The organism is Vibrio campbellii CAIM 519 = NBRC 15631 = ATCC 25920, assembly GCF_002163755.1.
Taxonomy (GTDB): Bacteria; Pseudomonadota; Gammaproteobacteria; order Enterobacterales; family Vibrionaceae; genus Vibrio; species Vibrio campbellii.
Map to the genome: position 1 here is coordinate 1,175,005 of NZ_CP015863.1, position 14,047 is coordinate 1,189,051.

Below are 14,047 nucleotides of genomic sequence, written 5' to 3' on the forward strand. Positions count from 1 at the left end.
TTAATCAATATAGAAAAAGGATAGGCTAAAAAATCATTCGCACCCCTCACCAGGGTGAACTTTTAAAATTAATTAAATTATATATTTTAGAGTGTAGTTTATGGCTAGGAAAATAATAATAACTTTCTTAATTAATCTATTTTTAATGAGCTATTCTAGAGCAGATAGCAATATCTATGTTTTAAATAATACTGATGAGGTAATTAATGTTTTCTCTTCAGGAGATTCTAATATAATAAGTGGTGGTGGAATTGATGTTATAGAACCATATCAATATTTTAAGGTTTCTAAGCTAAGTCGGTATAGTAATATAGAATCAGGAAAAAGTTATTATTTCTTTATATTTTTAGGGTATGAACATCTGACATTGGCGTTGAAGTTAGATGGTAATTTACTTGGTTCAAATATGTCTTTTACTCTTACTGATCCTGAGACTACTCATGTAAGTGGTTTTAAATCTGATAGGAATATTTATTCCTCATCTAAGGGTGAATTTCAATACTACTATAAAGCTAGCTATACTGGAGGCTACGATGATGTGACTTTTGTTGTAGATAGAAAAAAAGTTATTGAGCCTTACAGTAAAAATAATATAAGAATACTAACTTATAATGTTTGGATGTTGCCTTATATCGGATCTAATATGAATCTTAGAGATGGTAAGATTGTAAATGAGACTAAGGAATATGATGTAGTATTTATGCAAGAAGTGTTTCGTCGAGAAAATGAGAACGAAATTTACGCTACTATGCGTGAACACTTTGAATATAGGAGTGAAAAGCTTGATGGTGGGGGAAGCAATACCTATGATGGTGGCGTAGTTACATTTAGCAAATTTCCAATAATAGCTCAATCTCAGCATATTTTTGATAACTGTATCGGTACCGACTGTGCTGCTGATAAAGGTGTTTTATACACTAAAATATTAAAAGATGGACGCAACTTTCATTTTCTTAATCTTCATTTAGGATCTTGGAACTCGCAAAAACATAGAGATGTTAGAATATTGCAGATATATGAAATAAAAGCCTTTCTAGAGCAGTTAAATATACCTGACGATGAGCCAATCATTCTAGGGGGGGATTTCAATATTGCCAAACATAAGTTCCCACTGGACTTCTCTATGCTGCTTGATTCCTTAAATTTATTAGAGCCGACGCTGAGTGGCCCCCTAGAGTACAGCTATGATCCAGTAGTAAATATAAATTTGGCTGGTGGTGATGTATCTGAGCGTGAGCGGTTAGATTATCTTCTGTATGTTGATAATGGAGCCGTTGCTTCAAGCAAAGCTTCAATAGAGGTCTTACGTACTTTTGATACTAATATGTGGGGAATATGGGATCTCTCCGATCACCTAGCGGTTAGTGGCACTTTTTATGTTCACTGATTGCTCAATTTAAACCTCTAACGCTTACACGGGGTAGGAGAGATTGTTACTGGAGAGGTATTTAACCATATCAAATGGTCAATTCTTACGTCAAAATACAACCAAGACTAGGCTAGCAACCATGATCATGGTTGCTAGCGAGGACATCAGAACTGAGATTTCACACCGAATTGTTCGGCTGCGTAGGCAACGCGCTCTTTCGGTTTTGGATACTCGGCTGGCATGCCAAGGTTTTCAATGTGCTTCAAGCGAGGTAGAAGGCCAGCACCGTTAGCAATTTGGATTGCTAAACCAGGACGTGCATTCAGCTCAAGCACCATCGGGCCTTCTTCTTTGTCCAATACCATGTCGGTACCCATGTAGCCCAAGCCTGTCATTTCCCAAGCACTGGACGCTAGCTCTAGCAAACGCTCCCAATGAGGCACTTGCAGTGTCGACAAGTCTTTCCCAGTATCTGGGTGGTGAGTGATGGGTTGGTCAAACTGTACCGCACGAATGGCTTTGCCTGTCGCGATGTCGATACCAACGCCAACCGCACCTTGGTGAAGGTTCGCCTTGCCATCGGATGCTGCCGTAGAACAGCGCATCATCGCCATCACGGGGTAGCCCTTGAATACAATAATACGTACGTCTGGCACACCTTCGTAACTGAAGCCGTCGAAGCAGTCATCAAACTTAATCAAGTTCTCAACCACAGCCACATCATTCTTACCACCAAGCGAGAAAAGACCCGCTAGTGCGTTACTGATGTGACGCTCGACTTCTTCTTTGTTACAGGTAGCACCTGATGGCTTGGTGTAGACGCCATCTTTGTGCGAAGTGATAACCAAGATACCTTTACCACCACTGCCTTGTGCTGGTTTGATTACAAAACCAGGCCAGTCTTCGACCATTTTGTGGATCTTTTTCACTTCAGCTTGGCTAGCAATCACACCGATAAGAGCAGGCACAGTCGCGCCTGCTGCTTCAGCAATGATCTTGGTTTTTAGCTTGTCATCCACCAATGGGTATTTGGAACGATCATTGTAGCGACCAATGTAGCTGTGGTTACGCTTGTTCATTCCCATAATGCCTTTATGGCGAAGCTTTGATGGCGAAGTAAAACGTTCAAACATCGTTTAGTCCTCCGCTAGTGGTTTAAAGCGGCGCAGCTCAGTTAGACGGTAACCCGTGTATGTACCTAGTAGTAGAATACCTGCCAGTACAATAAGCTGTAGGCCGATAAAGTTAAACGTTAGGTGCTGGATGTACGTGTTAGTCATTGCTAAGTAAACCAGTACCGCTGTTAGCAGTGAACCGCCACCTTGAAGCGCGACTTCTTTCGCACCTTCCTCTTCCCATAGAATCGACATACGTTCGATAGTCCATGACAAGATGATCATTGGGAAGAAGGTAATCGTTAGACCTTCAGTCAGACCAATCTTGAATGCCACAACCGTGAACACAGAGATGATCATGATTACCGTGATGATAACCGCGGATATCCTTGCTACCAGAAGTAAGTTCAGCCTCGATAAGTAACTTCGGATGATCAGACCCGTACCGACAATCAATAGGAAGCCAACGATACCAGTCACAAGTTGCGTTTGTACAAAGGCAACCGCAATCAGAACAGGCATGAAGGTACCGGATGTCTTAAGACCGATGATAACGCGCAGGAACACGACAATCAGAGCACCAATTGGAATCAGCATGATGGTCTTGAACATCGCTTGCTCTTCAAGCGGCAAGCTGTGAATCGATAGGTTCAATAGACCGTCAGCTTCCACTTTGTTGTCTGTCGCTTCTTGCGGCGTGAGTTCTTGCTTGATCATTGAGAAGTGAACTTGGCTGTTTTTACCGCCCACTAGGTCAAGTAGAGAAACGTTTGATTCATCCCAAACCAGAAGGTTAGGTTGTGCTGCCGCTTGCTCTGAATTTGGTGAGAACAGAACCCACTTTTCACCAGACCAAACTTGAACCATAGGTTGAATCGTTTGACGACGACGACCATCTTCTAGCTCGATAACACCAACGGTTTTGCTTTGTACACCTGCAGTAAGCAAGATTTTATGCAGTGCATCAGTGCGGTCAAAGTCGTTTAGAATTAGTGCCGCGTTTTGGCTGTCTGGATCGTTGAGTGTTTTGATCAGCTCACGAGCGAAAGTTTCGTTGTCTGCCGAACGGCTCATCGCACGCTCAATCAACGCGTTTGCAGCCGCTTGTTGTGGAGCCGAAAGGGTAGGTTTGGTGATTTCACCTGATGGTGGTAGTTCGTCTACCTTGGCTTGAGGATCAACCAAGAATTGTGCTTTGTAGTAAATAGTTTGTGCGCCAGTTGCCTGACGAATTGACCATTCAGCACGGCGGCCTGAATCAGAGTTTACGTAAGAAACACCGTAACCTGGAGACGACGCAGACTCACCGATTAAGGTGTAGCCTTTTTGTGTATGAGGGGCAGCAAGAGAAGCTTTTACTTCACCGCCGTTTGCATTGAATTCAATACGGGCTTCAACATCCCAAACTTGACGTGTTTCACCTGGAGTCCAAGGAACGCCGTAATTCTGATGTCTGAAAACACTCAAGGCGATGCCTGCAACCACCAAAAGGATGATTGACAGGTAAAATGGTATTCTGGACGTCATAATCTACCTTTTTATTTTTTCTCTTCTTCCGTTTGAATATATTTACGGCTTACATCGACGAGTGCGATGTCGCGCATAAATTCTCTTCCTAGTAACACAGGATGGTTCATTTGAGAGCGATCTGCCAACGTAAATTGCGCTTTTTCATGAATTTTTCCAACGTGTACCCAAAGTTCAACAACAGCTCGACGCTCTAGTTCTTCATTGGTTGCTTGACGGATTTTCACGTAGCGAATAATTGGCGCTTCAATCCAAATATCTTTCTCTTCTTCTGACTTGGTATTGTCAGCAAGGTGGAAACGCACCCAGTTTTTGCCATTTCGTTCGAACTCTTCAATATCGACTGCATTTAGTGAAGAAGTCGCTGCGCCAGTATCGACGCGAGCATCGAAAGTTTGTTTGATTGAATCGATCGTCACTCGCTCAATTGAGCCAAGGACAATGTCATGGGTAGGAGTGGCTTGAACAGGAGCAGGCGCTTGAACAATGATAGGTTCTTTTGGCTTCCTGACTTCGTCCATTGCTTCTTTGCGGAAGGTGCTAAGATCGCCATTTAACTTATCCACTTGGTCTTCCAGATTCTCGATGTAATCCGACTGGTTACTAAGTTGAAGCTCTAAGTTGGTAACGCGAGTATTGAAATTCGTTTCAGAAGCCTGAATAGCAGCTAACGTTTCTTGGTGGTACTGTTCGCCTTTGGTTAAAGTACATCCAGATAGTAAGGCGATGGCAACAACCGGAGTCAATCGTATAAACATTGAAAACCTTGAGATTGGAGTAAGTTGTTTGTTTTTTAAGAGTTTAGCGTTATCGACAATCGCTCACAAGCAAGAATCTGCGGCAGTCTCTTACAGAGTGAGGAATAGTGACGAAAAGCCAAAAAATTAAGGACGCAATACGCATCCTTAATTAGATTTGAATAGAGGTTAATGTCTTAACGAAGGGAGTGAGTTAAGACAATGTCAGAAATCTCAGTTAATTATGGCTTGGTTGCTACAAGTACCGCTCGACGAGGGGCAGGGTAGCCTTCTACCGTTTTGCTCGGGTCGTTTGGATCAAGGTAATCCGGCAGCGAGTTATGTGTCATCCAATCGGTCGTGCGCTGCTCACCAACCGTCGTTACGTTTTCATCTACGATGCGCACATCTTTAAAGCCAACCAGTTCTAGCCACACTTTCAGCGCTTTCGCTGAAGGGAAGAAGTACACATTACGCATTTGCGCGTAACGAGACGTCGGCACTAATACCGCGTTCTCATCGCCTTCGATAACGAGTGTCTCAAGAACAAGCTCACCGCCTGATACCAACTGATCTTTTAGCTGCACCAAGTGATCCAGTGGAGAGCGACGGTGGTAAAGCACGCCCATGCTGAATACGGTGTCGAACGCTTCTAGCTTAGGTAGCTGTTCAATCCCTAATGGAAGAAGGTGAGCGCGTTGGTCATCGCCCATTAACTTACGAATCGCTTCGAACTGAATTAGGAACAGATGAGAAGGGTCGATACCAACCGTTAGGCGTGCACCTTCACCTAGCATGCGCCACATGTGGTAGCCGTTGCCACAACCCACATCTAATACGCTGCGATTTTTCAGTGGCGAGATGTGAGGAAGCACGCGATCCCATTTCCAGTCACTGCGCCACTCGGTATCGATATGAATACCGTGTACTGTGTATGGACCTTTACGCCATGGGTGGAATGTACGTAGTAGGCTTTCTAGCTTTTTCAGCTCACCTTCATGGAAAGGCGTATCGTTGCTGATGGTCACTGAGTTTTTGATGTCCACTTGGTTTGGTGCACCTTGTGGGATCTTGTTCAGCGCTTTCAGCCAGCGACCAAAGTCACCGTGCTCAGCATTTTGCCAATCTGTTAACTGTTGAGGTAATACGTTTAGCCACGGCTGAAGACGAGTGTCTTGAGCGATTAACTGATAAAAATTAGCAAAATTAAACATAGTTTTTCACTGAGTTTATGGAGTCAGCAGACCCTGGGTAAAAGTTAAATGTGTCATTCTCTACAGTGAGGGACGAACGTGATAGGGAATCACGGTTTTTATCGTTTTTGATAAGAGATCCCCAACTCGCTCGTTCCTCGCTCTTGAGGATGACGTCCTAATGAGAGCGAACTGTGTCGCGAAGCTTATTTAATCGCAAACATCGAACCGAAGTTAAAGCACTGGAACCAAACGTCGTAGCTTGAGAACCCAATTTCTGCGAAACGCTCTTTATGATCTTTCTTTGAATCAGGACGCATCACGTTTTCAATCGCGCTGCGTTTTTGGCTGATTTCTAGTTCGCTGTAGCCGTTCGCACGTTTAAAATCGTGGTGAAGGTCAATCAACAGCTCGTTGGATACTTCATCTTCAAACACGAACTTTTCAGACAGAATCAAAATACCGCCCGGGCGCAGACCCGCGTAGATTTTCTCCAGTAGCGCATAGCGATCTTCTGGAGAGAGGAATTGAAGCGTAAAGTTCAGCACCACAACAGATGCGTTTTCGATTTCGATATTACGAATGTCCGCTTCTACTACATCAACTGGCGTATCACTGCGGTACGCGTTGACGTGAAGCTTACAGCGCTCCACCATCGCAGGAGAGTTGTCCACTGCAATGATTTGACAACCTTCTTGTTTGATATGACGACGCATAGACAGCGTAGCAGCTCCCAAAGAACAACCTAGGTCGTAGATGTTTGAGTGAGGTTTAACAAAACGCTCTGCCAGCATACCAATTGCAGAAATGATGTTGCTGTAACCCGGCACCGATCGTTGAATCATGTCAGGGAAAACTTCCGCTACGCGTTCATCGAACGTGAAATCCCCAATTTTATCGATTGGAGCCGAAAAAATAGTATCTGGATTGCTCTTAGGGTTCATAACCAAATCTCTGCATACAAGCCGCCTGAAACTTCAGGCATCAAAAAAGGCGCGTATTTTATGGGAAATTCGCGCCTCTGTCATTTGCTTAATTATAAGCTTACCTAAAACATTTGTATTTGCGAGTTGCCATCGTTGGCAGGAAATACAGACAAGTTTGGCAATGAGAGCTTAAGTTGTAGCTGCTTATACAGCTTTTCAGCCAGTTCTGGCGCTAAGATGTTATCTGGGGTGTGAATCATCAAGTACGGTTGAATGCCTTGTTCAATCCACATCGGCAGTTTCTTCAACCAAGGTTCGAAAAAGCGCAGGTTGTCGTCCATGTCTGGGTGACCGATGAAACGGATCATCGGGTGCTTGGCGGTTGCGATTGCATGCACCGGAACGCGAGGCTTTTTCTGGTGGGCATCGATTACCGCTTCAGTCGTAGGCTGCGCGGCGAATACAGGGCGGCTGTCCATGATAATGCGGTCAATGCCGCTCTCTAACAGCCATTGATTCAACGCTCGCTCTTCTTCACCTTTGGAGAAGAGAGCCATATGACGAACTTCCACCCCAAGGGGGAAATTCGGCGGAAAGCTGGCACAGAACTTCTTCAATCTATCAAGGTGTTCTGGACCAAATGCAGCAGGGAGCTGAATCGTCCATTGCCCAACACGTTCATGAAGCGGTTCCATTACCTTCATAAAGTCACGTAATTGCTCGTCGCAACCTCTGAGCATCTGCTCGTGAGTAATGGCTTTTGGCAACTTAAAGGTGAATTTGAAATCGTCGTGAGTCGCGGCTTTCCAGTTTTGCACCGTGTTGAGCGTCGGTGTGGCGTAAAAGGTGGTGTTGCCTTCTACAGTGTGGAACACCTGCGCGTACTTTTCGAGTCGCTCTGCGGGTTTGGTGCCACTGCCATAAAAGCTTTGTTGCCACTGGTTGTGCGACCACATGGTCAATCCAAGTCGAAGGGGTAAATTATCCATATCTCTGCTTTACGTTTTTTCCTGAGCCCACTTTACGAGAGTTTTGCTGAAATGGGTAATTTCACGCTATAATCCCCACCAATTTTTTCGCTTTGGTGCGCTTTTGAACATTTTTTGTACTAAAAACCACCAATGAATGATAAAACACACTTAATTGTATGTTGAGTAGTCGATTTTCACAGGCTTTCAGCGTATAAATGGATCTTTACTCTGCTCGGCAATGAGGCTGACAGAGCGTAGTTAACAATATTTGAGAGATTGGGAATTTCATTATGCGTACCCATTACTGTGGTCACCTGAACAAGTCCCTTGCAGGACAAACTGTAGAACTTTGCGGCTGGGTTAACCGTCGTCGTGATTTAGGCGGTCTTATTTTTATCGATATGCGAGATCGCGAAGGTATCGTTCAGGTAGTTGTTGATCCAGATATGGCAGATGCGTATGAAGTGGCTAACACACTTCGTAATGAATTCTGTATCAAGCTAACTGGTGAAGTTCGCGTTCGTCCAGAAAGCCAAGTAAACAAAGACATGGCAACAGGTGAAGTTGAGATCCTTGCAAAAGGTCTTGAGATCATCAACCGCTCTGACGTTCTGCCTCTAGACTTCAACCAAAAGAACTCTGAAGAGCAACGTCTGAAGTACCGTTACCTAGATCTACGTCGTCCAGAAATGAGCGACCGCATCAAGCTACGTGCTAAAGCGTCTAGCTTTGTTCGTCGTTTCCTAGATGACAACGGCTTCCTAGACATCGAAACACCAGTACTAACAAAAGCGACACCAGAAGGCGCTCGTGACTACCTAGTACCTAGCCGTGTTCACAAAGGTAGCTTCTACGCGCTTCCTCAGTCTCCACAGCTATTCAAACAGCTTCTAATGATGTCTGGTTTTGACCGTTACTACCAAATCGTTAAGTGTTTCCGTGATGAAGACTTGCGTGCTGACCGTCAACCAGAATTCACTCAGATCGATATCGAAACGTCATTCATGACGGCTGACCAAGTTCGTGCAACGACTGAGAAAATGGTCCGTGAAATGTGGCAAGAGCTACTGAACGTTGACCTAGGTGAATTCCCAGTAATGCCGTTCAGCGAAGCGATTCGTCGTTTCGGTTCTGATAAGCCAGACCTACGTAACCCGCTAGAGCTAGTAGACGTTGCTGACCTAGTAAAAGACGTTGAGTTCAAAGTATTCTCTGGTCCAGCAAACGACGAGAAAGGTCGCGTTGCAGTTATCCGTGTTCCAGGTGGTGCTGAGCTTACTCGTAAGCAAATCGACGGCTACGCAGAATTCGTAGGTATCTACGGTGCGAAAGGTCTAGCATGGATGAAGGTTAACGACCGTGCAGCAGGCATGGAAGGTATCCAATCTCCTGTAGCTAAATTCCTAAACGAAGACGTGATCAACGGCATTCTAGATCGCACTCAAGCGGAATCTGGCGACATCATCCTATTTGGCGCAGACAAAGCTAACATCGTTGCTGAAGCACTAGGCGCACTTCGTCTTAAACTTGGTAAAGACCTAGGTCTAACTAAAGAAGGCACTTGGGCTCCACTTTGGGTTGTTGACTTCCCAATGTTCGAAGAAGACGACGAAGGCAACCTACACGCAATGCACCACCCATTCACATCACCTTTAGGTGTGACTGCGGAAGAGCTAAAAGCGAACCCAGCAGCCGCGAACTCAAACGCATACGACATGGTTCTAAACGGCTACGAAGTAGGCGGTGGTTCTGTACGTATCCACAACGCAGAAATGCAAGCAGCAGTATTCGATATCCTAGGTATCAATGCAGAAGAGCAACAACTGAAATTCGGCTTCCTACTGGACGCTCTGAAATTCGGTACGCCTCCACACGCTGGTCTTGCATTCGGTCTAGACCGTCTAGTGATGCTACTATGTGGTACAGAGAACATCCGTGATGTTATCGCGTTCCCTAAAACAACTGCGGCGGCGTGTCTACTAACAGACGCACCAAGCCTTGCAAACCCAGCGGCTCTAGAAGAGCTAGCAATTGCAGTAACAGTTGCGAAAGAAAAAGACGCAGAATAAGCGCACAACAATTAAAGAAAAAACTCCCGCATCTGCGGGAGTTTTTGTTTTAATGGCAACTATTCTCATACTTACAGTGAGTTATTGATTAGGACTCTTCATGTCAATTATTTTGGGCATTGACCCAGGCTCTCGTATTACTGGTTACGGCGTGATTCGCCAGCAAGGGCGTCATCTGCAATATCTAGGCAGCGGCTGTATTCGCACTTCTGAAAAAGAGCTGCCAGGTCGTCTCAAGCAAATCTACGCAGGCGTAACGGAAATCATCACCCAGTTTCAACCAGATGTATTTGCCATCGAACAAGTGTTTATGGCTAAGAATGCCGATTCTGCACTAAAGCTAGGGCAGGCGCGTGGTAGCGCAATTGTGGCGGCTGTGAATGCGGATCTTCCGGTGCATGAGTACGCGGCACGTCTTATAAAACAAGCGGTAACGGGCACAGGTGGTGCAGACAAAGTTCAGGTTCAACATATGGTTCAACACATGCTTAAATTGCCAGCCAAGCCTCAAGCCGATGCTGCCGATGCGTTGGGTGTTGCCATTTGTCACGCTAACACCAATAAGACACTAGTGGCGCTCGCAGGCAAAGCTACCAGTGCAAGAAAAGGTCGTTACCGTTAGGCGTGTTCTCGTATTAAAAATGAGACATATCAGACAGATTTAAGGATTAAGTTTGTTGAGAAAATGTTACAAAACTATAGTGGTCAGAGGTCTAATAAGAAATCAATCAAGGAAGATTGAACATGAATCCAGCCACGCTGTGGCGCAGTGCATTTATGCCGCGCCAAACTCAATGGACGAGAACACAACAACGTCAAGCCGACATCCTCTCTCTATTTAACCTCATCGCTTTTCTCGTCGGGATCTACAGCCTGATCAAATGGTCCAAACATGGACATGAAAGCTTAATTTTCACCTCAATATTCTTAATCGCACTCGAACTGATATCCGCCTTCAGCCTGAAATGGTTCAAGCAACCAGCATTGTCGCTCAATTTGGGTTTTGTAGGCATGTCTGTGCATGCGCTTAACATCATCTATCAAAGTGGTGGTGTGGTCGATTCAACCCAAACTTACTGGGTACCTTTGTTAGTCGTCGCTTTCTTTTTATCTGGCACTCGTATCATGGCGATCTCTTGGAGCGCGCTAGTGATAGTGCTTTCTGCGGTAATGACGTATCAGCATGTGTCTGGTTTTGATTTTCCTCAACTTGTGTTGTCTGAATCTGCCCAGCGTGTGGAAATATGGTCAGGCACCGTGTTACCGCTGGTGGTGATTTGTATTGCACAAGCCTTTACCGCCAAGCAGCGAGACATCGCGATTGAAAGTGCAGAGAAAGCCAAAGCAGAAAGTGAGTTGGTGGCCCAGAAGGCAACAGAAGGAGAGCTACGTTTAGCAGAGGTGCTTGAGCAAGCTAATCAAAATTCAAGTGAGTTGAAACAAGTCTCGCAAGTACTGGATGAGCAGTCATCGCAATTGGACGCTCAAGTGAATGCCCTTAATGTAAACAGTGAATCCCAAGCGAGTGCAGCCGAGCAAATGAGTCAGCAAGTGCATCACATGGCGACGGGTATAGAAGAGTCCAGCAAGTTTGTCGAAGAGCTACGAGAGAAGAGTGAAGAGGTTCATCAACAAGCTGAGAAAAGCTCGGAATTGCTGGAGGATTCAACCCAAGCGATCAGCCAGATCATTACCAGCCATGAAGATATCATGAAAGTGGCAGACTTGATTACCTCGGTCGCAGAGCAAACCAACTTGTTGGCACTCAATGCCGCTATTGAAGCGGCGCGAGCGGGTGAGCAGGGCAGAGGCTTTGCGGTCGTTGCGGACCAAGTACGAGAGCTTTCGGCTAAGAGCAGTCAGTCGGCCGTGGAAATTCGCAACTTGCTTGATCGCAGTGAACAAGAAGTGAAGCATGGTCAAAGCGTTGTGACGTCAAGCACAGAGCGAATGAACACCATTATTCAGCAAGTTACCACCATCTCGCATGATGTGCAGAGTCTGTCTGGCATCATGGCAACGCAAATGACGGCTTTAAAAGAGTTAGATGAAGCTAGCAGTGAAGTGGCTAACGGCGTGGTGAACACCAAAACTATTGCCGAAACCGTCGCGCAATACGGAACCGAGTTGAATGGGCAAGTGGTCGCGGTACGCAACCTCACACAGCAACTTGATCAAGTTGTCTCAAAAATCTAACCCCACCGCATAAAGGACTGGATGTCTATCCAGTTCTTTATTATCCTGTCGCAAATTCATTTCCAAAGAGTATTTATAGTGATTGGACGTCTTCGCGGCACTCTGCTTGAAAAGCAACCACCTGAAGTTTTAATTGAAGTTAATGGCATTGGCTATGAAGTTCAGATGCCAATGAGCTGTTTCTACGAATTGCCAAATGTCGGTGAAGAAGCCATTATTTATACTCATTTTGTTGTACGTGAAGACGCGCAATTACTTTACGGTTTCAACACAGTCAAAGAACGTGCGCTTTTCCGTGAAGTGATCAAAGCGAACGGTGTTGGTCCTAAGCTAGGTCTGGGTATCCTTTCAGGTATGACTGCGAGCCAATTCGTTTCTTGCGTAGAGCGTGAAGACATTTCAACGCTTGTAAAACTACCGGGTGTTGGCAAGAAGACAGCTGAACGCCTAGTCGTTGAAATGAAAGACCGCCTGAAAGGGTGGGGCGCTGGCGATCTGTTTACTCCGTTTACTGATGCAGCACCTGCGGACTCTGGTTCTGCGGCTTCTAGCAACGCAGAAGAAGAGGCAATCAGTGCGCTTCTTGCTCTAGGCTACAAGCCAACTCAAGCGTCGAAAGTGGTTTCTCAGATCGCTAAACCGGATATGACCAGTGAGCAACTGATCCGTGAAGCACTAAAATCAATGGTGTAACGGAAAGCCCAAGGGAACAATATGATTGAAGCCGATCGTTTAATCGCGCCAGAAAATCCTTCGTTTCGTGAAGAAGACGTCATCGACCGTGCGATTCGTCCTAAGAAGCTGGCGGATTACCAAGGTCAGGATCACGTGCGTGATCAGATGGAGATTTTCATCAAAGCCGCTCAATTACGAAATGAAGCGCTCGACCACCTTTTGATTTTTGGTCCTCCAGGTTTGGGTAAAACCACGCTTGCGAACATCGTTGCCAATGAGATGGAAGTGAACATTCGTACCACTTCTGGCCCTGTACTCGAGAAAGCAGGGGACTTAGCGGCGCTGTTGACCAATTTAGAAGAAAACGATGTGTTGTTCATTGATGAGATCCACCGCTTAAGCCCGATGGTTGAAGAGGTGTTGTATCCAGCGATGGAAGACTACCAGTTAGACATTATGATCGGTGAAGGTCCGGCGGCACGCTCTATCAAAATTGATTTACCACCTTTCACTTTGATCGGTGCAACGACGCGTGCAGGCTCTTTGACATCACCATTGCGTGACCGTTTTGGTATTACTCAGCGTCTTGAATACTACAAAGTGAAAGACCTGCAAGATATCGTTCAGCGCAGTGCTGACTGTTTGGGCTTATCTATGGAGTCGGAAGGGGCGTTAGAAGTTGCTCGCCGTGCTCGTGGCACGCCACGTATTGCTAACCGATTGCTACGCCGAGTTCGTGACTATGCGGAAGTAAAAGGTAACGGTCATATTTGTGCTGATACGGCAGACAAAGCATTGAACATGCTTGATGTCGATGCCGAAGGTTTTGATTATATGGACCGTAAGCTGCTGTTAGCGATTATGGAGAAGTTTGGCGGTGGGCCTGTTGGTTTGGACAACATGGCTGCGGCGATTGGTGAAGAGAAAGACACCATCGAAGACGTTCTTGAACCATATCTAATCCAACAAGGTTATTTGCAACGCACTCCGCGTGGTAGAATTGCCACCGATCGTGCTTATTTGCATTTCGGAATTGAAAAGTAAGATTTCAACGCTGGGTAAGTAGAGCTCAGCGTTCGACTAACGTTGACCAACTTCTCATTTATCAAATTTCTTTTTATAGTAAATAGGTAATAAAAATTTATCGTTTGCTAACTCTATGTTCTTAGCTCAGTGATAATTCCCTCTTCTGATTACGCTCCTTTAACATCTCTTCTAAATATCGTTTGATCTAGATCAAATTGATGGGTTTTTGTTCAAATTAAGTGC

The 14,047-nt window shown here is 45.3% G+C and carries 12 protein-coding genes; 6 read left to right on the forward strand and 6 right to left on the reverse strand.

The genetic code is table 11. From position 1 onward, the window contains the following. The first annotated feature begins 100 nt into the window (after window positions 1-100). Complete coding sequence (locus A8140_RS05615) at window positions 101-1,387, forward strand: sphingomyelin phosphodiesterase (RefSeq protein WP_087490647.1); 1,287 nt, start codon at window positions 101-103, stop codon at window positions 1,385-1,387. Window positions 1,388-1,533: 146 nt separating this feature from the next. On the opposite strand, the gene A8140_RS05620 is transcribed toward A8140_RS05615, so the two are convergent. The 6 genes from A8140_RS05620 to A8140_RS05650 form a co-directional block, all read right to left on the reverse strand. Further along, window positions 1,534-2,502: an alpha-L-glutamate ligase-like protein gene (locus tag A8140_RS05620; RefSeq protein ID WP_005532786.1), complete on the reverse strand. Its 969-nt coding sequence runs from the start codon at window positions 2,500-2,502 to the stop codon at window positions 1,534-1,536. Window positions 2,503-2,505: 3 nt separating this feature from the next. Then, a complete protein-coding gene (locus A8140_RS05625; protein WP_005532783.1) occupies window positions 2,506-4,011 on the reverse strand; it encodes an inactive transglutaminase family protein in 1,506 nt (501 codons plus the stop codon). Window positions 4,012-4,022: 11 nt separating this feature from the next. Next, the gene (locus tag A8140_RS05630; RefSeq protein WP_005532781.1) at window positions 4,023-4,769 is read right to left on the reverse strand and encodes an ATP-dependent zinc protease family protein; all 747 of its coding nucleotides are present in this window, start codon (window positions 4,767-4,769) and stop codon (window positions 4,023-4,025) included. Between the two features lie 221 nt (window positions 4,770-4,990). Continuing rightward, on the reverse strand, window positions 4,991-5,962 hold the full coding sequence (cmoB, locus tag A8140_RS05640) for a tRNA 5-methoxyuridine(34)/uridine 5-oxyacetic acid(34) synthase CmoB (protein WP_005426262.1): 972 nt from the start codon (window positions 5,960-5,962) through the stop codon (window positions 4,991-4,993). A gap of 185 nt (window positions 5,963-6,147) precedes the next feature. Next, window positions 6,148-6,885 carry a carboxy-S-adenosyl-L-methionine synthase CmoA gene (gene cmoA, locus A8140_RS05645; RefSeq protein WP_005426299.1) on the reverse strand — a complete coding sequence of 246 codons (738 nt, stop codon included), beginning with the start codon at window positions 6,883-6,885 and terminating at the stop codon, window positions 6,148-6,150. A gap of 104 nt (window positions 6,886-6,989) precedes the next feature. Then, complete coding sequence (locus tag A8140_RS05650) at window positions 6,990-7,856, reverse strand: DUF72 domain-containing protein (RefSeq protein WP_033000240.1); 867 nt, start codon at window positions 7,854-7,856, stop codon at window positions 6,990-6,992. Between the two features lie 272 nt (window positions 7,857-8,128). On the opposite strand from A8140_RS05650, the gene aspS reads away from it, so the two are divergent. The 5 genes from aspS to ruvB all read left to right on the forward strand — a co-directional run bounded on the left by aspS (window position 8,129) and on the right by ruvB (window position 13,822). Next, entirely contained in the window at window positions 8,129-9,907 is a 1,779-nt protein-coding gene (aspS, locus tag A8140_RS05655; protein ID WP_005426152.1) for an aspartate--tRNA ligase, read from the forward strand. Between the two features lie 100 nt (window positions 9,908-10,007). Next, a complete protein-coding gene (ruvC, locus tag A8140_RS05660; RefSeq protein WP_005426231.1) occupies window positions 10,008-10,529 on the forward strand; it encodes a crossover junction endodeoxyribonuclease RuvC in 522 nt (173 codons plus the stop codon). A gap of 122 nt (window positions 10,530-10,651) precedes the next feature. Next, window positions 10,652-12,103: a methyl-accepting chemotaxis protein gene (locus A8140_RS05665; RefSeq protein WP_005532775.1), complete on the forward strand. Its 1,452-nt coding sequence runs from the start codon at window positions 10,652-10,654 to the stop codon at window positions 12,101-12,103. A 78-nt stretch (window positions 12,104-12,181) separates the two neighbouring features. Next, window positions 12,182-12,796 (forward strand): Holliday junction branch migration protein RuvA, encoded by a 615-nt coding sequence (gene ruvA, locus A8140_RS05670; protein WP_005532773.1) that lies wholly within the window; start codon window positions 12,182-12,184, stop codon window positions 12,794-12,796. A 21-nt stretch (window positions 12,797-12,817) separates the two neighbouring features. Then, entirely contained in the window at window positions 12,818-13,822 is a 1,005-nt protein-coding gene (gene ruvB, locus A8140_RS05675; protein WP_005426235.1) for a Holliday junction branch migration DNA helicase RuvB, read from the forward strand. Window positions 13,823-14,047: the final 225 nt, after the last annotated feature.

Excerpts from the sequence above, each read along its gene's own strand:
- A8140_RS05620 (WP_005532786.1), bottom strand. The coding sequence starts at position 2,502 with ATGTTTGAACGTTTTACTTCGCCATCAAAGCTTCGCCATAAAGGCATT.
- cmoB (WP_005426262.1), bottom strand. The coding sequence starts at position 5,962 with ATGTTTAATTTTGCTAATTTTTATCAGTTAATCGCTCAAGACACTCGT.
- aspS (WP_005426152.1), top strand. The coding sequence starts at position 8,129 with ATGCGTACCCATTACTGTGGTCACCTGAACAAGTCCCTTGCAGGACAA.
- A8140_RS05630 (WP_005532781.1), bottom strand. The coding sequence starts at position 4,769 with ATGTTTATACGATTGACTCCGGTTGTTGCCATCGCCTTACTATCTGGA.
- ruvB (WP_005426235.1), top strand. The coding sequence starts at position 12,818 with ATGATTGAAGCCGATCGTTTAATCGCGCCAGAAAATCCTTCGTTTCGT.
- A8140_RS05665 (WP_005532775.1), top strand. The coding sequence starts at position 10,652 with ATGAATCCAGCCACGCTGTGGCGCAGTGCATTTATGCCGCGCCAAACT.
- A8140_RS05625 (WP_005532783.1), bottom strand. The coding sequence starts at position 4,011 with ATGACGTCCAGAATACCATTTTACCTGTCAATCATCCTTTTGGTGGTT.
- ruvC (WP_005426231.1), top strand. The coding sequence starts at position 10,008 with ATGTCAATTATTTTGGGCATTGACCCAGGCTCTCGTATTACTGGTTAC.
- A8140_RS05615 (WP_087490647.1), top strand. The coding sequence starts at position 101 with ATGGCTAGGAAAATAATAATAACTTTCTTAATTAATCTATTTTTAATG.
- A8140_RS05650 (WP_033000240.1), bottom strand. The coding sequence starts at position 7,856 with ATGGATAATTTACCCCTTCGACTTGGATTGACCATGTGGTCGCACAAC.
- cmoA (WP_005426299.1), bottom strand. The coding sequence starts at position 6,885 with ATGAACCCTAAGAGCAATCCAGATACTATTTTTTCGGCTCCAATCGAT.